Annotated in this window: 22 protein-coding genes, 1 pseudogene and 1 riboswitch; of the genes and pseudogenes, 11 read left to right on the top strand and 12 right to left on the bottom strand. The window is 70.9% G+C overall.

The genetic code is table 11. The features are described from left to right. Window positions 1–2: 2 nt before the first annotated feature. On the bottom strand, window positions 3–866 hold the full coding sequence (locus ACFYXB_RS10315) for an ABC transporter ATP-binding protein (RefSeq protein WP_389579944.1): 864 nt from the start codon (window positions 864–866) through the stop codon (window positions 3–5). Window positions 867–1,065: 199 nt separating this feature from the next. Between ACFYXB_RS10315 and ACFYXB_RS10310 the strand changes: the two genes are divergently transcribed. Both ACFYXB_RS10310 and ACFYXB_RS10305 read left to right on the top strand, forming a co-directional pair. Next, window positions 1,066–1,356 (top strand): toxin-antitoxin system HicB family antitoxin, encoded by a 291-nt coding sequence (locus ACFYXB_RS10310; RefSeq protein ID WP_351352429.1) that lies wholly within the window; start codon window positions 1,066–1,068, stop codon window positions 1,354–1,356. A gap of 4 nt (window positions 1,357–1,360) precedes the next feature. Then, window positions 1,361–1,738, top strand: coding sequence for a fic family toxin-antitoxin system, toxin component (locus ACFYXB_RS10305; protein WP_389579940.1), 378 nt, complete (start codon window positions 1,361–1,363; stop codon window positions 1,736–1,738). On the opposite strand, the gene ACFYXB_RS10300 is transcribed toward ACFYXB_RS10305, so the two are convergent. Then, the gene (locus ACFYXB_RS10300; RefSeq protein WP_389579937.1) at window positions 1,739–2,440 is read right to left on the bottom strand and encodes a class I SAM-dependent methyltransferase; all 702 of its coding nucleotides are present in this window, start codon (window positions 2,438–2,440) and stop codon (window positions 1,739–1,741) included. It lies immediately after the preceding gene. Window positions 2,441–2,554: 114 nt separating this feature from the next. Here ACFYXB_RS10300 and ACFYXB_RS10295 point away from each other — a divergent pair, with 114 nt between their 5' ends. Next, window positions 2,555–2,920, top strand: coding sequence for a YciI family protein (locus ACFYXB_RS10295; RefSeq protein WP_389579934.1), 366 nt, complete (start codon window positions 2,555–2,557; stop codon window positions 2,918–2,920). Window positions 2,921–2,955: 35 nt separating this feature from the next. Here the strand turns inward: ACFYXB_RS10295 and ACFYXB_RS10290 are convergent, their stop codons facing one another. The 4 genes from ACFYXB_RS10290 to bioB all read right to left on the bottom strand — a co-directional run bounded on the left by ACFYXB_RS10290 (window position 2,956) and on the right by bioB (window position 7,003). Next, window positions 2,956–3,726, bottom strand: a complete 771-nt coding sequence (locus ACFYXB_RS10290; RefSeq protein ID WP_389579931.1) for an alpha/beta fold hydrolase — start codon at window positions 3,724–3,726, stop codon at window positions 2,956–2,958. Between the two features lie 92 nt (window positions 3,727–3,818). After that, on the bottom strand, window positions 3,819–4,535 hold the full coding sequence (bioD, locus tag ACFYXB_RS10285) for a dethiobiotin synthase (protein WP_389579929.1): 717 nt from the start codon (window positions 4,533–4,535) through the stop codon (window positions 3,819–3,821). 1 nt (window position 4,536) lies between these two features. After that, window positions 4,537–5,817: an adenosylmethionine--8-amino-7-oxononanoate transaminase gene (locus ACFYXB_RS10280; RefSeq protein ID WP_389579927.1), complete on the bottom strand. Its 1,281-nt coding sequence runs from the start codon at window positions 5,815–5,817 to the stop codon at window positions 4,537–4,539. After that, window positions 5,810–7,003, bottom strand: coding sequence for a biotin synthase BioB (bioB, locus tag ACFYXB_RS10275; RefSeq protein WP_389579924.1), 1,194 nt, complete (start codon window positions 7,001–7,003; stop codon window positions 5,810–5,812). The genes ACFYXB_RS10280 and bioB overlap by 8 nt, the downstream gene beginning before the upstream one ends. A gap of 147 nt (window positions 7,004–7,150) precedes the next feature. Here bioB and ACFYXB_RS10270 point away from each other — a divergent pair, with 147 nt between their 5' ends. Then, window positions 7,151–8,278 carry an 8-amino-7-oxononanoate synthase gene (locus ACFYXB_RS10270; protein WP_389579922.1) on the top strand — a complete coding sequence of 376 codons (1,128 nt, stop codon included), beginning with the start codon at window positions 7,151–7,153 and terminating at the stop codon, window positions 8,276–8,278. Between the two features lie 75 nt (window positions 8,279–8,353). Here the strand turns inward: ACFYXB_RS10270 and ACFYXB_RS10265 are convergent, their stop codons facing one another. Next, complete coding sequence (locus ACFYXB_RS10265; protein ID WP_351352456.1) at window positions 8,354–8,578, bottom strand: DUF397 domain-containing protein; 225 nt, start codon at window positions 8,576–8,578, stop codon at window positions 8,354–8,356. Between the two features lie 9 nt (window positions 8,579–8,587). Further along, window positions 8,588–9,457 carry a helix-turn-helix transcriptional regulator gene (locus ACFYXB_RS10260; RefSeq protein ID WP_351352459.1) on the bottom strand — a complete coding sequence of 290 codons (870 nt, stop codon included), beginning with the start codon at window positions 9,455–9,457 and terminating at the stop codon, window positions 8,588–8,590. Window positions 9,458–9,679: 222 nt separating this feature from the next. Between ACFYXB_RS10260 and ACFYXB_RS10255 the strand changes: the two genes are divergently transcribed. Beyond that, window positions 9,680–10,138: an ATP-binding protein gene (locus ACFYXB_RS10255; RefSeq protein ID WP_389579917.1), complete on the top strand. Its 459-nt coding sequence runs from the start codon at window positions 9,680–9,682 to the stop codon at window positions 10,136–10,138. Window positions 10,139–10,211: 73 nt separating this feature from the next. Here the strand turns inward: ACFYXB_RS10255 and ACFYXB_RS10250 are convergent, their stop codons facing one another. The 3 genes from ACFYXB_RS10250 to ACFYXB_RS10240 form a co-directional block, all read right to left on the bottom strand. After that, complete coding sequence (locus ACFYXB_RS10250; protein ID WP_351352465.1) at window positions 10,212–10,691, bottom strand: C40 family peptidase; 480 nt, start codon at window positions 10,689–10,691, stop codon at window positions 10,212–10,214. A gap of 2 nt (window positions 10,692–10,693) precedes the next feature. Beyond that, window positions 10,694–10,888, bottom strand: a riboswitch (cyclic di-AMP (ydaO/yuaA leader). Window positions 10,889–11,267: 379 nt separating this feature from the next. Then, complete coding sequence (locus ACFYXB_RS10245) at window positions 11,268–11,567, bottom strand: hypothetical protein (protein WP_351352468.1); 300 nt, start codon at window positions 11,565–11,567, stop codon at window positions 11,268–11,270. Between the two features lie 7 nt (window positions 11,568–11,574). Next, entirely contained in the window at window positions 11,575–12,210 is a 636-nt protein-coding gene (locus ACFYXB_RS10240; protein WP_389579914.1) for an ATP-dependent Clp protease proteolytic subunit, read from the bottom strand. A gap of 128 nt (window positions 12,211–12,338) precedes the next feature. Between ACFYXB_RS10240 and ACFYXB_RS10235 the strand changes: the two genes are divergently transcribed. Beyond that, window positions 12,339–12,614: a type II toxin-antitoxin system Phd/YefM family antitoxin gene (locus ACFYXB_RS10235; protein WP_389579911.1), complete on the top strand. Its 276-nt coding sequence runs from the start codon at window positions 12,339–12,341 to the stop codon at window positions 12,612–12,614. A gap of 104 nt (window positions 12,615–12,718) precedes the next feature. Here ACFYXB_RS10235 and ACFYXB_RS10230 read toward each other — a convergent pair. After that, window positions 12,719–13,134: pseudogene (locus ACFYXB_RS10230) on the bottom strand (ABC transporter permease); the annotation flags it as partial. 65 nt (window positions 13,135–13,199) lie between these two features. Here ACFYXB_RS10230 and ACFYXB_RS10225 point away from each other — a divergent pair. From ACFYXB_RS10225 to ACFYXB_RS10205, 5 genes are all read left to right on the top strand, one after another. Beyond that, window positions 13,200–13,475, top strand: a complete 276-nt coding sequence (locus tag ACFYXB_RS10225) for a hypothetical protein (RefSeq protein ID WP_389579908.1) — start codon at window positions 13,200–13,202, stop codon at window positions 13,473–13,475. 130 nt (window positions 13,476–13,605) lie between these two features. After that, window positions 13,606–13,908: an urease subunit gamma gene (locus ACFYXB_RS10220; RefSeq protein WP_351352480.1), complete on the top strand. Its 303-nt coding sequence runs from the start codon at window positions 13,606–13,608 to the stop codon at window positions 13,906–13,908. Window positions 13,909–13,919: 11 nt separating this feature from the next. Then, window positions 13,920–14,231: an urease subunit beta gene (locus ACFYXB_RS10215; protein WP_388502144.1), complete on the top strand. Its 312-nt coding sequence runs from the start codon at window positions 13,920–13,922 to the stop codon at window positions 14,229–14,231. Then, window positions 14,224–15,945, top strand: coding sequence for an urease subunit alpha (locus tag ACFYXB_RS10210; protein ID WP_389579905.1), 1,722 nt, complete (start codon window positions 14,224–14,226; stop codon window positions 15,943–15,945). The genes ACFYXB_RS10215 and ACFYXB_RS10210 overlap by 8 nt, the downstream gene beginning before the upstream one ends. 10 nt (window positions 15,946–15,955) lie before the next feature. Further along, entirely contained in the window at window positions 15,956–16,630 is a 675-nt protein-coding gene (locus ACFYXB_RS10205) for an urease accessory UreF family protein (RefSeq protein WP_351352489.1), read from the top strand. Window positions 16,631–16,650 lie beyond the last annotated feature (20 nt).

The raw sequence follows: 16,650 nt of genomic DNA, 5'->3' as shown, positions 1-16,650 counted from the left end.
GCTCACGCCTCCTCGGCGGCGCTCGCGCCGTCGGTCCCTGCCAGATCGGCGTCGAACGCCCCGCGCACCACGTCGAATCCGGGGGTCTGGGGGTTCGCCCCAGAAAAAAGGCGCATGCGCTCCAGCACGGCCTCCGCCGTCGGCCGTTCCATCCGGTCCACGATCCGCCCGTCGGCGAGGAAGAGGACCAGGTCGGAGTGGGCGGCGGCGCCCGGGTCGTGGGTCACCATGACGACGGTCTGTCCGAGTTGGTCCACCGCGTCCCGCAGGAACCCGAGCACTTCGAGCCCCGCGCGCGAGTCGAGGTTGCCCGTAGGCTCGTCGGCGAAGATCAGCTCCGGCCGGGAGGCCAGCGCACGCGCGCACGCCACGCGCTGCTGCTGGCCGCCGGACAACTGCGCCGGCCGGTGCTTCAACCGGTCCCGCAGCCCGAGCGTGTCGATGACCTGGTCCAGCCACTTCTCGTCGGGCTTCTTGCCCGCGATGTCCATGGGCAGCGTGATGTTCTCGGCCGCGTTCAGCGTCGGGATGAGGTTGAACGACTGGAACATGAAACCGATCCGGTCCCGCCGCAGCCGAGTCAGCTCACGGTCCTTCAGCCCTGTGATCTCCGTGTCGCCGAGCCACACCTGACCGGCCGAAACGGTGTCGAGCCCCGCCAGACAGTGCATCAGCGTCGACTTCCCGGAACCCGAGGGCCCCATGACCGCGGTGAAGCGGCCGCGCGCGATGTCCACGTCCACCGAGTCCAGCGCGAGCACCGCCGTCTCGCCCGCGCCGTACGCCTTGGTCAGCCCGCGCGCGCGGGCTGCGATCCCGTTGGCCTGCGCCGCCCCCGGCGCGTGCTCCGCAGCAGTTGTGGACAAGGCCCCTCCCCAGTCGGCTTCACGTCCTGACTCCCCCGTCCCGGCCGAGCGTAGTGTGACCCGCCGCACAGCTGGTATCCCCCTTGGGGCCGAGGTGGTCTCCACCGCAGGTCGGGCCCCTGATACGCGTGTAAGGGGCACGCTCCACCCATGGGCGGAGGCCTTGCCGTTGCTAGCGTCCCGGCGCTAGCTTCGAGGTATGGCGAAGACCCAGCTGAACGTGCGCGTCGACGAGGGCACGGCCAAAGCCGCCCGCGAACGCGCCCTGGCCCGCGGCATGAGCGTCAACCGCTACATAGAAGAGCTGGTCAGACAGGACACCGGAGAAGCGGGCCGCACCTTCGTGGAAGCCGCCGCCGACTTCATGAAACAGTACGAGTCCGTGTTCGCCGACGAGTTCGGCGAAGGCCGCGTGACGCCTTCGCGCGATGCCGGCGCAACGACTTCGCACGAAGCCCCGATGACGTCTTCGGACGAAGGCCGGCACTGATCCGTTGAACAACCTCAGCATCGATCTCGCCTGGCTGCTGATGCTGGCCGAGGACAAGACGCCCGGAGATCCCCAGATCGCCGACTGGGGCGCCCTGGTCGCCGCCGTGGCCCGCCATCAGGCCGAGATATTCGACGTCCCCGTGTACGACACCCCGCACGCCCGCGCTGCCTCGCTGCTCCAACTGCTGATCCACGTACCGGCGCTGGAACGCTCCAACGCCCTGTTCGCCTCCGCGGTCGCCTACGCCTATCTGGTCGCGAGCGGCGCCAAGGTCGTCACCTCGCCGGAACAGGTCCGCGATCTGGCCCGGCTCGTCAAGACCGGCCAGGCCTCGGTGCACGACATCGCGCGCGAACTGCGGCAGTGGACCACCCTGTGATCACAGCTCCGCCGCCGGATCCTCGGGCCTCGGCCGCCACGCCGTGCCCAGCACGCAGTACGAGGTGGGCAGCGCCGGGCCCTTGTCCGGCATCAACACCCGCCGGTACGGCCCGAGTTCGAAGCCGGCCTCCCGAAGCTCCTCGATCGGTTCGCGGGCCACGTGGCAGCCGCCGGTCAGGAGGGGCCAGAAGGTCCGGTCCAGGGCGCGCTGGGTGAATGCCATCGCCGGTCCGCCGCCCCGGCCGTGCTCGAAGAACCGCACCTCACCGCCGGGCCGCAGCACACGCCGTACCTCGCCGAGCGCGCGCCGCACGTCCCGGACACTGCACAGCACCAGCGACAACACGACCGCGTCGAACGCCTCGCTCTTCACCGGCAGCGCCTCGGCCGCACCGGGCGCCACATCGACCGGCACCGCCGACCTTCGTGCCGCCTCGACGGCCAACTGCCGCAGCAGTGACTCCGGTTCGATCGCGACGACCTCCGACACCGTGCCCGGATAATGGGCGAAGTTCAGCCCGTTGCCCGCGCCGATCTCGATCACCCGCCCGGACAGTCCCGCGAGCAGCCGCTCGCGTATCCCGGCCATGCCCAGCTTGGTCTCCGCGCTCACACTGAAGCGGGCGTAGTAGCGGGCGAACAGTGGGTGGTGCACGGGATCCCGAGCCACCTTGTCGGAGCGTGCGGACAGCAGCCGCATGACGAACCTCCCGGACACGACGGGCCTACGGGGATTGTCCCCCCGCGAGCGCCCTTCGCACCCCCGGCATGCCGTTCCCGCTACGGTTCCGGGCTCCGGTGCGAGGATCGGGGCATGAAATACCTGGTGCTGATGTACGCCGATCCCGCGGCGACCGAAGCCATGACGGCACAGGAGCGGGCCGAGGTGTTCCAACGACACGACGCACTTCACCAGGCCCTGGCGGACTCGGGCGAGATGCTGAACGGAGCCGGGCTGGCCCACCCGAGGGACACCACGACCCTGCGGTGGCACGGCGATGGAGTCGCCACGGCGGACGGGCCGTTCATCGAGGCGACCGAACAGCTGACCGCCTACTACGTGATCGACTGCGCGAGTCCGGAACGGGCCCGTGAGATCGCCGAACGAATCCTCGATTTCCACGTCGTGGCCGTCGAAGTGCGGCCGGTCCACGACGCGTTCGGCATGGGCGGCACCTGACCGACGCGGCGTACCGCAGGCTCCGGCCCCGCCGCTCAGTCCAGGAACTCGCTCAGGAGCGGCAGCAGCAGGGACGTCCGCCGCATGAGGGCCATGTGCGTGGTGGCCGGCAGGACGGCCAGCCGCGCCCCTGGAATCAGCCGCTGCATCTCGGCGGCGTGCTCGACGCGTACGAAGTCGGTGTCGCCGACGACCAGCAGCGTCGGCGTCCGCAGCCCCCGCAGGTCGTCCGCGGTCCAGGGCAGCGGAGCGTTTGCCGCCGCCGTGCACTTGGCGAGGAGCTCCTGGAAGCGCTCGGGATGCGGGGCCGACGCCGCGTACGCGTCCGCCATCTCCTGGAAGTCGGCCCGGCTGGGCAGCCGCGGGGAGGTGAAGTCGGGGGTACGGACGTCGTCGTGGACGCCGTCCTGGGCGTACTGGGCAGCGGCGAGCACGAGCCGCCCGACCCGCTCGGGACAGCGGACCGCGATCTCCAGCGCGGTCAGCCCACCGAGGCTGTAGCCCAGGAAGTCGGCCTGCTCGATGCCCAGTTCGTCGAGCAGCGCCACCACGTCGGAGGCCAGGTTCGGCACCGTCATGTCACGGCCGGTGTCGGCGGTGTGTCCGTGGCCCTGGAGCTCGGGTGCGACGACGCGCCGGTCGGCGGCGAGGGCGGGCAGCACGGCGCCGAAGGCCAGGCCGACGGTGAGGACGCCACCGTGCAGCAGCACCAGCGGGCGCCGGCCCTCATGACCGGCGCCGTGGACCTCGTAGTACATCTCCAGGCCGTTGACCTTGGCGTAGGCGGAGTTGATCGACACGGTCATCACGTCCGTTCTGTGCAGGTCGTATGCCGGTCAGACCCGTCGGACGCACGGTTCTCATCGGTCCGGCCGGGCCCCGCCTCAGCGAACCCGCCTCACGGCGCCTCCCGTGCCCGGAACGACTCCGCGTCCCACGTCCCGTACAGCCGCGGCGCCAGCCAACTCGGCGCCGTCGTGCGGAAATCCGCGGGCGGCAGCGCCCCGGCTCCGGCAGGCAGCGCGCCGAGCAGGGGCGCGCACGCCACCTCCGGCAGATCCGCCACATTGCACCGCGAGGCCAGATCGGGCGAGCCCGGCCAGCTGCCGATCACCACGCCCAGCAACTCCAGGCCTCGCGCACGCAGTTCACGCGCCGTCAGCTCCGTGGTGTTCAACGTGCCCAGGCCCGCTGACGCGACCACCAGCACCGGCGCGTTCAGCAGCCGGGCCGCGTCCGCCAGCGTCCCGCCCGCCGCGTCGAACCGCACGAGCAGCCCGCCCGCGCCCTCCACCAGTACCAGATCGTGCTCGGTGGCCAGCTTGGCGGCGGCCTCGGCCACCTCCTGCGGACGCACCGGAGCCAGACCCGCCCGACGGGCCGCCGTACCCGGCGCCAACGGCTCCGGGAAACGCGCCACTTCGGCAGCCGCCACCGCGCCCGCGAGCCGCGCGACCTCGTCGGCGTCCCCGCGCTCGTCCGGGCCCACACCCGTCTGCGCGGCCTTCAGCACGGCCACCGACCGGCCGGCCGCGACCGCGGCGGCGGCCACCGCCGCCGTCGTGACCGTCTTGCCGACCTCCGTGCCCGTACCCGTGATCACCAGGACCGGCATCTCAACCCTCCCGCGCCGCCGCGCACACCGCGCGCGCGATCCGGGCCACGTCCGCGTCCCCGGTGACGTACGGCGGCATCGTGTAGACGAGGTCGCGGAACGGCCTCAGCCACACGCCCTCGCGCACCGCCGCCCCGGTGGCCGCCGCCATGTCCACCTCGTGGTCGAGTTGCACGACTCCGATGGCCCCGAGGACCCGAACGTCCTTCACGCCCGGCAGGCCGGCGGCCGGGGCGAGGCCGTCCCGCAGGCCCGACTCGATCCGCTTGACCTCGGCCGGCCAGTCCTGCCCGAGCAGCAACTCGACCGACGCGCAGGCCACGGCCGCCGCCAGCGGATTGCCCATGAACGTCGGGCCGTGGGCCAGCACCGGCACCTCGCCCCGCGAGATCCCGTCGGCCACCCGCGCAGTGCACAGCGTGGCCGCCATGGTCAGATAGCCGCCGGTCAGCGCCTTGCCCACGCACATCACGTCCGGCGTGACGGCCGCGTGGTCCGCCGCGAACAGCGCGCCGGTCCGCCCGAACCCGGTCGCGATCTCGTCGAACACCAGCAGCACGTCGTGCGCGTCGCACGCCTCGCGCAGCACCCGCAGATAGGCGGGGGAGTGGAACCGCATCCCGCCCGCGCCCTGCACCACCGGTTCGACGATCACGGCGGCCAGTTCGTCCGCGTGCCGCTCGATCAGCTCACGCAGGTGCTCGGCGTACGACTCCTCGAACTCGGCCGGTGGCGCGTCCGCGAACACCTGGCGCGGGAGCACCCCGGTCCACAGCTCGTGCATCCCGCCCTCGGGGTCGCACACGGACATCGGCTGCCAGGTGTCGCCGTGATAGCCGCCCCGCCAGGTCAGCAGGCGTTGTTTGCCCGGGCGGCCGAGCGAACGCCAGTACTGCAGACACATCTTGACCGCGACCTCGACCGAAACCGAGCCGGAGTCGGCGAGGAACACATGCTCGAGACCGTCGGGCGACATGTCGACAAGGTGCTTCACCAGGCGCACGGCGGGCTCGTGCGTGAGCCCGCCGAACATCACATGGCTCATCCGTGCCAACTGCCCCTGCGCGGCCTCGTTGAGCACCGGGTGGTTGTAGCCGTGGATCGCCGACCACCACGACGACATCCCGTCGACCAGTTCGCCCGAGCCGTCCGCGAGCCGCAGCCGGACCCCGCTCGCCGACTCCACGACGAGCGGTTCCACACGCCCGGGCATCGGGCCGTACGGATGCCACACGTGCCGCCGGTCGAGCTCGAGCAGCTCCGGCACGCTCAGGTCAGGCATTGGGCGCGAGGTCCGTCCCGGCACCCCGGCGGCGCACCGCGACGAGGTCCGTACGCGGCTCCTGGACCGGCTGCGCGGCGACGGAACCGCAGACCCCGCCACCCTCGTGGGAGCCGCAGCCCGCGCCCTCGTGCGACCCGCAGCCCGTCTCGGCGTGCGACCCGCACCCGCCCCCGACAGCTGCCCGGTGCTGCGGCAGCGTCACCTGGTCGGCGCCCTCCACCTCGAACCCGGCGTCGGCGATCATCTCCAGATCGGCCCTGCCCGCCTGGCCCTCGCTGGTGAGGTAGTCACCCAGGAAGATCGAGTTGGCGAGGTGCAGCGCGAGGGGCTGCATGGTGCGCAGATGCACCTCACGTCCGCCCGCGATGCGCACCTCGACGTCCGGACAGACGAACCGGACCATCGCCAGGATGCGCAGACAGCGCTGCGGGGTGAGGTTCCACTCCTTGGCGAGCGGGGTGCCCTCGAACGGGATCAGGAAGTTCACCGGCACCGAGTCCGGGTCGAGGCCGCGCAGCGAGAAGACCACGTCCACCAGGTCCTCGTCGCTCTCGCCCATGCCGGCGATGAGACCGGAGCACGCGGACAGACCGGCCGCGTGCGCCTTCTGGACCGTGTCCACCCGATCGGCGTACGTGTGCGTCGTCGTGATGTCCGCGTACGTTCCCTCGGAGGTGTTGAGATTGTGGTTGTACGCGTCCGCGCCCGCGTCGCGCAGCCGTTCGGCCTGACCGTCGGAGAGCAGCCCCAGACAGGCGCACACCTCGACGCCCTCGTTGCCCTCCTTGATCGCCCTGATCGTGTCCGAGACCCGGTCCACGTCACGGTCCGTCGGACCCCGCCCGCTGGCGACCAGACAGACCCGCTTGGCGCCACCGGCCAGGCCCGCGGCGGCCGCCTCGGAGGCCTGGTCGGGCTTGAGCCAGGTGTACTTCAGGATGTCGGCGTTGGAGCCCAGCCGCTGGGAGCAGTAGGAGCAGTCCTCGGGGCACAAGCCGGACTTGAGGTTCACCAGGTAGTTCAGTTTCACGCGCCGGCCGAACCAGTGCCGGCGCACCTTGCCGGCCGCGGCCACCACATCGAGCACGTCGTCGTCGGAGGTGGCCAGAACGGCGAGCGCTTCGTCGCGGGTCGGCAGCTCGCGCCGAAGCCCCTTGTCCACCAGCGTGTTCAGCAGGTCCATGAGGTCCGATCCTGTCCTACGGGACCGCCCCGGGCCAAGGAGAGTTTGCACAACGGAGACGGTTCACCGTGTGGGTATTGCCACACCCTGGGCGGCTGGTCGTCCGGCTAGTGTCTGTCCACTGCCTACAAATTCCCCGGAGGAGACATGGCGTTCGGCTGGATCGACGACCAGGCGGAGCAACGCCGCCGCGCCGGACTGGTACGGACCCTGCGCCCCCGCCCCGCCGCCTGGCCGCTCCTCGACCTGGCGAGCAACGACTACCTGGGCCTGTCCCACCATCCCGACGTCACGGAGGGCGCGGCCGGGGCGGCACGGACCTGGGGCGGCGGCTCGACGGGCTCCCGGCTGGTCACCGGCACCACCGAACTCCACACCGAGCTGGAGCGCGAGCTGGCCGAATTCTGCGGCTTCGAGGCGGCCCTGGTCTTCTCCTCCGGATACGCCGCCAACCTCGCCGCCGTCACCGCGCTCGGGCCGCACGGCTCGCTGATCGTCTCCGACGCCGGCAACCACGCCTCCCTGATCGACGGCTGCCGCCTTGCTCGCGGCACCACCCAGGTGGTCGGGCACGCCGATCCGGACGCCATCCGCAAGGCGCTCGGCACGCACGAGGGACCCGCGATCGCCGTCTCCGACACGGTGTTCTCCGTCGACGGGGACGCGGCCCCGCTGGCCGCGCTCGCCGCGGCCTGCCGCGAGCACGGCGCGGGGCTGGTCGTCGACGACGCCCACGGACTCGGCGTCCTGGGCGACGGCGGCCGGGGAGCGCCGTACGCGGCCGGGCTCGCGGGCGCCGACGACGTGGTCGTCACGGTCACGCTGTCCAAGTCGCTGGGCAGCCAGGGCGGTGCGGTGCTCGGCCCGGCCCGGGTGATCGACCACCTGGTCAACGCGGCACGAACGTTCATTTTCGACACGGGACTCGCGCCCGCCGCCGCTGGCGCGGCCCTGGCGGCGCTCAGGCTGCTGCGCCGTGAGCCGGAACGGGCGGCGCGCGCCCGCGATGTGGCCGGCGAACTGCACGCACGCCTGACCGCCGCGGGTCTTCAAGCCGTACGTCCGGACGCCGCGGTGGTCTCCGTGCGGGCGCCCTCCCCGGAGGGGGCCGTGCGCTGGGCGGCCGACTGCCGTAGGGCGGGCCTGGCCGTGGGCTGCTTCCGTCCTCCTTCCGTGCCCGACGGCATCTCACGGCTCAGGCTGACCGCCCGCGCGGACCTCTCCGGGTCCGAGATCGAGCGCGCTGTACGGGTGATCGGCGAGACGCGACCATGAGTCGGCGTGACACGGCCGTGCGTCGCCTGTGCGGAAACTGATCAATAAGGGGCGGTGGGTCGGTCCGGCAGAGGATCAGCGGAGCGTGTTGAGGAATCCCGCCCAGCTCTCGGGGGAGAAGAGCAGCGCGGGTCCGGCAGGTGCCTTGGAGTCGCGCACGGCGAGCAGCCCGGTCCACGGACCGGAGTGCGGCCGAGCCGTCTCCACGCAGTTGTTCGCTCCCGTGCTGTAGCTGCTGCGCAGCCACCGCACACCGTGCAGATCGGTACTGGAAGGTACGTTCCGAGGCAGTGCAGTCATGGTGCCTCCTTACGCGCCGTCACCTATCCCGGCGATGTAATCCAACGAGTCCTCGGGTGAAAGGGCGTGGATCTGAAGGGTGTTGAAGGCCTCTGAGTAGGCCTGGAGGTCTTCTTTCCGCTCCAGATAGAGGCTACTCGTCAAGTGGTCGAGAACAACCACATCCAGATCAGATGTGCTCGGAAATGAGAAGATAACGAAAGGTCCGGTGATTCCGATATGCGCACCGGCCGCGAACGGCAGCACCTGCAGCCGCACTTGAGGCAGGCGCGCCGCCTCCATCAGCCGCTTCAGCTGCCGCGCCATGACGTCCGGACCGCCGACATCCCTTCGCAACACCGCCTCGTCCAGTACGGCGCTCAGCTCCAGCGGCGGATTCGACCGCAGCACGTCCTGCCGGGCCAGCCGCACCTCCACCAGCGTGTCCAGCCGGTCGTCCGCAGCGCTGTCCGGCTCGCCCACGGCCGCCCGGGTCACCGCCCGCGCGTACTCAGGCGTCTGCAACAGCCCCGGTACCACCAGCGTCTCAAGCGTGCGCATCCCGCTGGCCTGCGACTCCAGGCTGATGAAGTCCCGGTAGGCGGGCGGCAGCACCCCGCGATAGGCGTGCCACCAGTGGTGACGGCCGTAGCCGTTCTCCGAGCCCGCCAACGCCAGCAGCAGCTCGCGCAGTTGACCGTCCGCCACACCATAGGCGTCCAGGAGTAACCGCACATCGGCCGCTTTCGCGCCGCTCGCACCCGTCTCGATACGGCTCACTTTCGACTGGTGCCACCCCACCATCCGGGCCGCCTCACCGCTCGTGAGACCCGCACCGGTGCGCAGGGAGCGCAGTTCGGCGCCCAGCTTCCGGCGGCGCACCGCGGGACCGTGCTGCATGCGCTACTCCTTACTCGGCATTACTCCTTACGTGCCGCCCAAATACGCTCTGCCGTCGCAGAGTTCACCGCTTTGAGCGACAGATATATGCATATCTTGGTGGATCGCCACCGTGACCGACGTGGTGATGGCAGTCTGACGACGAAGCACCAGTCCGGGACCGTACTCGAACCATCCGCTCCGTGTCGGACTGCGGTCCCGTGGGAAAGGGACAACGTCGCCATGGCAGACCATCTGGAAGCATCCGTAACTCTGCCGAGCGATCCCGCCTCGGTCTCCGCGGCCCGCTCCTACGTACTCGGCACCCTCGCGGAGTGGGGCCTGCCTGCGGACACGGAAGTCGCCGACACCATCCGGCTCATCGTCTCCGAACTCACCACCAACGCCGTACAGCACACCCTCGGTCAGTCACCCACCTTCACGGTGGACATGGTGCTCATCCGTGACGAACACCTCCGCATCGGCGTCACGGACAGTCATCCCCGCTTCCCCAAGAGACTGCCCGCCGCCGTCCAGCAGGACAATGGACGCGGCATGGTCATCATCCGCTGGCTCACCGCGGAATGCGGCGGCAAACTGCGCGTCCGTCCCACGCGCGAGGGCGGCAAGACCGTCTCCATCGAACTCCCCTGGACAGTCCCGGCCCAGCCCCTCACGACGGCGACCCAGCAGGAGCCGTGAGACTCTCCGGCTCCTGCTGGGTCGGTCGCCGAGGGCGGGGCCGCACGCCTGCGGCCGTCAGCCCTCGGGCAGTTCAGCTCACGCGGCCGTACCAGACGCTCCGCGTCCAGATCTTCTGCAGCCTCACCACGTCACCGGACTTCGGCGCGTGCCAGATCCTTCCCTTCCCGGCATAGATGCCGACGTGGTAGACGCTCGAGCCATAGTGGAAGAACACCAGGTCACCGGCCTTGCGGTTCCTGGCCGAGATATGACGCGTTCTGTTGTACTGCTGGGCGGCCGTCCGCGGCAGCCTCTTGCCCGCCTTCTTGAACGAGTAGAGCGTGAGCCCGGAACAGTCGAACCTGCGCGGCCCGGTGGCACCCCACTGGTACGGGGAGCCCTTCATCGAGGCCGCGATCCGGAGTGCCTTCGTCGCCGTCGCCCTCGTCGCGGCGGCGGCGTCCGTGGCCACGCCCGGAACCACGATCGAGCCGCCCATGGCGGCGATGGTGAGCGCCGAGGCCGTACCAGCCCGGACCATCAGCGACGGGACACGATTGAGCGCAGTCATGCGCAACCCTTCGTCAGCCGCCTGTGAAGGATGACCTGTCGGATTCGGACTGGCGAAGTAGCCCGGCCGCGTTGCCGCGGCTTCACCCCAAGGGCCGGTCGGAACGAACCTTCAGACGAACGAACGTCCGTTCCGGCGACCCGTCTTGCCTGGGTCCTCCACTCCTGCCGATCCACTGCCGTCGACCGGTCATCCGGGCGGCGGCAGGACTCGGCGTCCGCCCGGACCGCCCCGCCGCTGTGGCGGGGGCTTGTCGTCAGACAGGGATCCTCACTCACGCGTGTCCGAAAATCCCAAAGGAACCGGGGATTTGTGGTGTTACTCACCATTCGCCCGTTCGGGTCCACGGTGCCTTGTTCGCACCCTCGTCCAGGAGTTGACGAGCCCTCGGACCAGCGCGGGAGCACCTCGCCGAGCCCCTCGGCGGGCGCCCCGCGCATCCCGCGCGACGCCGAAAAAAAATGCTTTTCTACGCCGAACAGGGGTACGTCGTTTGGGTCGTTTCAACTCGGGCCGGGGTGTCCGGTCGTCGAGTGTGCGGCACCCCGGTCCCGGACGCCCGCGCCGGCCCATGCGTCAGGGCGGCGGCAAAGACACCCGCGCCGTGCGGCGCTCACCGTCCAGGACCCGCAATGCCCGTGCCAGCGTGGCCGCATGCAGCTCCGTCTCGCCCCGCTGATGCATCGTCGCCAGCGCGTCCTGCAGCTCCGCCGCCTTGCGCACCAGCGCCTGGGCCGCCCGCAGCCCGCGATACGTGTCCCCGTCCGACGCCGGATTGATCCGGCCCAGCAGGTCGACCACTTCCAGGTAACGGTCGATCAACTCGCCCTCGGCGCGGGTCAGGGCGGGCAGCGGCGGGAGTTCCGGTGGCAGCATCGGCCGCTCACCCCGCGTCGGGCGTGCGGCGGGAGGCCTTGCGGCTGGGGATGATGCCGTCCACCAGTCCATACGCCAGCGCGCCCGGGGCGTCCAGGATCAGATCCCGTTCGAGGTCCTCGTGGACCTGCTCCGCGCTACGACCGGTGTGCCGAACGAGCATTCCTTCCAGCAGCACCCGGACCCGACCCAACTCCTCCGCCTGGATGACGAGATCGCTCGGCTGCCCCTGCACCGGCTCGGGCAGCGACGGCTGCTGGACCACCATCCGTGCGCCCGGCAGCGCGAACCGCTTGCCCGGCGTACCGGCCGCGACCAGCAAGGCCGCCGACGAGCCGGCCTGCCCCAGGCAGATCGTCTCCACGTCGCAGCCGACGTAGCGCATCGTGTCGTAGATCGCCGCCATGGCGCTGAACGAGCCGCCGGGGGAGTTCACGTACAGCGAGATGTCCCGGTCCGGATCGTGGTGCTCGAGGTGCATGAACTGCGCCATCACGTCGTTGGCCGCCGTGTCGTCGATCGATGTGCCGAGGAAGACGATCCTCTCCTCCAGCAGCCTCGAGTACGGGTCGAGCGTCCGCTGGCCGGCGCTCGTGCGCTCGGTGAACTCCGGCAGGACATAGCGGGCGGACGGTCGGGTCATGGCATACCCCTCCTCGCGGCAGAGCCGTCTCCGGCAGAGAGCTCTCTGTAGAAAATGTACAGGACGTACAGAGTGGGGTCCTCCGGTCGCACAAGGAGAGTCTTCGGGTGGGCCCGTAAGCTGGGGTCATGGCCTACGAGATTCCGGTGACGCAAGCCAGGGCTGAGCTCGCCGACCTGATCAACCGGGTGGTGTACGGCGGTGAGCGCGTCGTCGTGACACGCCACGGCAAGCCTCTCGTCGCCCTCGTCTCCGCCGCCGACCTCGAGCGGCTCGAGGAACTGAAGCCCGCGGAGGAGCAGGTGATCAGCTCGGTCTCCGGCGTCCACGAGGCCAAGGCCGCTCCCCGCGAACACCGGCGCTTCGGCATCGCTGCGGAACACCGGGGCGCAAGCGGTTCGTAACCGGATGACCTTCCCGGCCGGGACCGGATCCCGAACGACGACAGGGCCGTGCGCCCCCGTCCGCCACAGCGGGGGCGCACGGCCGGTCCGGTGAGCCGCGCCGGTCAGCCCACGGGGGCGAGATCCCGGTCCCGCGCGGGCTCCCCGCTCCGGGCGCGTGCCTTCAGCGCGCCTCCGAGCGGCACGGCACCCAGGCCCAGGGCCGCCCACCACGTCAGGGTGAGTGCGGGAGTGGTCGCCGCGGCGCCGTCGAAGAACGAGACCTAGCGCAGCAGCGTCGTACCGGCACCCGGCGGCAGCCACTGTCCGATCGTGCCGACCGGCTTCGGAAGCATCTGCGGGGCGGACGCAGCGCCGGAGAACGAGTTGCCGAACAGCACCACCACACCCGACGCGGCCCGATCCTGGCGGGACCCAGCAGCGCCGCCGGCCCGGCCACGGCCGTGTCCACGGCCGGCGTCGACACCCCGAGCACCGCGGCCTCCGTCCACCAGCCGCCCGACAGCACCCCGAGCCAACTGGAAGGGGATCAGGCCGGGGCTGCTGGACACCGGGGACTGGGTCTTCCCGCGGCTGATGGTCCGGGTGTGGACGGAGATCCTGCGCAACGCGGAGCTGGAGGCCAGCGCGCGCGCCGGGTACGACAGCGTGCGCGCCGCCTGGGCGCGGGTCGTGGAGAGCTACAAGTCGGTGGGGCTGATCGCCCCCGAAGCGAACGCCGACGCCCTGGCCCGGGTGATGATCGCGCTCGCGCAGGGGCACGCCGCGCAGCCGGCCGTGATCGGCGAACTGCCCAAGGAGACACTCGACGACGGGCTGCGGGCGTTGATGAGCATGCGGGACCCGCGCCCGGCCGGGTGAGGTTCACAGCTTGGTTAACGTGTCCGAAACGCGGTCCAACTAGCCTGCCCATCCACGCCACCAGGGACTTTGCCCCGTGGCTGCGGCAACCGGGCCCCGCACGGTCCGGGTGAGGACGGTGAGGTGGGACGTGCAACTGACCCCGCACGAGCAAGAACGGCTGCTGATCCACGTGGCGGCCGACGTGGCCGAGAAGCGCCGGGCCCGCGGTCTCAGGCTCAACCACCCTGAGGCGGTCGCGCTCATCACGTCGCACATCCTCGAAGGCGCGCGAGACGGCCGTACCGTCGCCGAACTCATGTCCTCCGGACGCAAGTTGCTCACCAGGGACGACGTCATGCAGGGCATCCCCGAGATGATCCACGACGTCCAGGTCGAGGCGACGTTCCCGGACGGCACCAAGCTCGTCACCGTCCACGACCCGATCGTCTGAGGGGGCCGTCGATGATTCCTGGAGAGATCCTGTTCGCCGACGGTCCGATCGTCTGCAACGAGGGCCGCGAGGTCACGCGGCTGACCGTCCTCAACGCGGCCGACCGGCCCGTCCAGGTCGGTTCCCACTACCACTTCGCCGAGGCCAATCCCGGCCTGGAGTTCGACCGCGCCTCCGCACGCGGCAAGCGGCTGAACGTCGCCGCCGGGACCGCCGTGCGCTTCGAGCCCGGGATTCCCGTCGACGTCGAACTCGTACCGCTCGCCGGTGCCCGTGTCGTGCCGGGGCTGCGCGGGGAGACCGGAGGTGCCCTCGATGCCTGAGATCTCCCGCGCCGCCTATGCCGACCTGTTCGGGCCGACCGCCGGTGACCGGATCCGGCTCGCCGACACCGACCTGCTGATCGAGATCGAGGAGGACCGCTGCGGTGGCCCCGGACTTGCCGGTGACGAGGCGGTGTTCGGCGGTGGCAAGGTTATCCGGGAGTCCATGGGCCAGGCGCGTGCTACGCGCGCAGACGGCACCCCCGACACCGTGATCACCGGTGTCGTGATCGTCGACCACTGGGGGATCGTCAAGGCCGATGTCGGCATCCGCGACGGCCGGATCACCGGGATCGGCAAGGCCGGCAACCCGGACACGATGGACGGCGTCCACCCCGATCTGATCATCGGCCCCGAGACCGAGGTGATCGCGGGCAACGGGCGGATCCTGACGGCCGGTGCGATCGACGCGCATGTCCACTTCATCTGCCCACAGATCGCCGACGAGGCGCTGTGCGCCGGCATCACCACGCTGGTCGGCGGAGGCACCGGACCGGCCGAGGGCACCAAGGCGACCACCGTGACACCCGGACCCTGGCACCTGGCCCGGATGCTGGAGGCGATGGAATCGTACCCGCTCAACATCGGGTTCCTCGGCAAGGGCAACACCGTCTCGCACGAGGCGATGCTCTCGCAGATCCGCGGCGGAGCGCTCGGTCTGAAGCTGCACGAGGACTGGGGCTCCACCCCGGCCGTCATCGACGCCTCCCTGACCGTCGCCGACCGCACCGGCATCCAGGTCGCCATCCACACAGACACCCTCAACGAGGCCGGGTTCGTGGGCGACACGCTCGCCGCGATCGGGGGGCGCGGGATCCACGCGTACCACACGGAGGGCGCCGGCGGCGGGCACGCGCCGGACATCATGACCGTGGTGTCCGAGCCGCATGTGCTGCCGAGCTCGACGAACCCGACGCGGCCGTTCACCCTGAACACCGCCGAGGAACACCTCGACATGCTGATGGTGTGCCATCACCTCAACGCGGCGGTACCGGAGGATCTGGCGTTCGCCGAGTCGCGGATCAGGCCGTCCACCATCGGCGCGGAGGACATCCTGCACGACCTCGGCGCCATCTCCATCATCTCCTCCGACTCGCAGGCCATGGGTCGGGTCGGCGAGGTCGTCATGCGCACCTGGCAGACGGCGCACGTGATGAAGCGGCGGCGGGGCGCGCTGCCGGGGGACGGGCGCGCGGACAACCACCGGGTACGTCGTTATGTCGCCAAGTACACGATCAACCCGGCCCTCGCGCAGGGTCTTGCCGCGGAGATCGGCTCCGTGGAGACCGGAAAGCTCGCGGACCTGGTGCTGTGGGAGCCCGCGTTCTTCGGCGTCAAGCCACAACTCGTCATCAAGGGCGGGCAGATCGCCTACGCGCAGATGGGCGACGCGAACGCGTCGATCCCCACTCCTCAGCCGATCCTGCCGCGTCCGATGTACGGCGCCATCGGGCGGGCGCCCGCCGCGAACTCGCTCAACTTCGTCGCCCCGCTCGCCATCGAGGACGGGCTGCCCGAGCGCCTCCAGCTCGGCAAGCGCTTCGTCGCCATCGAGTCCACACGGGGGGTGACCAAGGCGGACATGAAGGAGAACGACGCCCGGCCCCGGGTCCAGGTCGACCCGGACAGCTTCGCCGTGCACATCGACGGGGAGCTGGTCGAGGCGACACCGGCCGTGGAACTGCCCATGGCCCAGCGGTACTTCCTCTTCTGATGGGGCTTTGATGACACGGGCCGCACTCCTCGTCCTGGCCGACGGTCGCTTCCCCGCCGGAGGGCACGCGCACTCCGGCGGGGCGGAAGCGGCCGTCAAGGCCGGACGGATCACCGGTGCCGCGAGCCTGGAGGACTTCTGCCGGGGGCGGTTGCACACGGCGGGACTGGTCGCGGCCTCGCTCGCGGCGGCGGCCGTACTGGGCGCGGACCCGGGGGAGTTGGACGCGGCGGCGGACGCCCGGACACCGTCACCCGCACTGCGCGGCGCCGCGCGCAGACTCGGACGCCAGCTGATGCGGGCCGCCCGCGCGACCTGGCCGTCCGCCGAACTGGACGCACTGGCACGGGAGTTCCCCAAGGGGGCGCACCAACCGGTGGTGCTGGGTCTCGCCGCCCGGGCCGCCGGACTGGGCCCGGACGACGCGGCGTACTGCGCGACGTACGAGAGCGTGAGCGGGCCCGCGACGGCCACGGTACGGCTGCTGAGCCTGGATCCCTTCGACGCGACCGGGGTCCTCGCCCGGCTGGTACCGGAGCTGGACCGCGTCGCGGACCGGGCCGTGGAGGCGGCTCGGCAGGTCCTGGACGACGGGGTCGACGCCCTGCCCGCGGCATCGGCGCCGCTGCTGGAGATCGGCGCGGAGGCACACGCCGCATGGCCCGTGCGCCTGTTCGCGTCCTGAACACACAAGCCCGGAACTTC

The sequence above is a fragment of the Streptomyces sp. NPDC002619 genome (genome assembly GCF_042889305.1).
In the GTDB taxonomy this organism is placed as follows: domain Bacteria; phylum Actinomycetota; class Actinomycetes; order Streptomycetales; family Streptomycetaceae; genus Streptomyces.
Note: the sequence above shows the minus strand (reverse complement) of the source record. Positions and strands in the feature narration are given on the sequence as shown.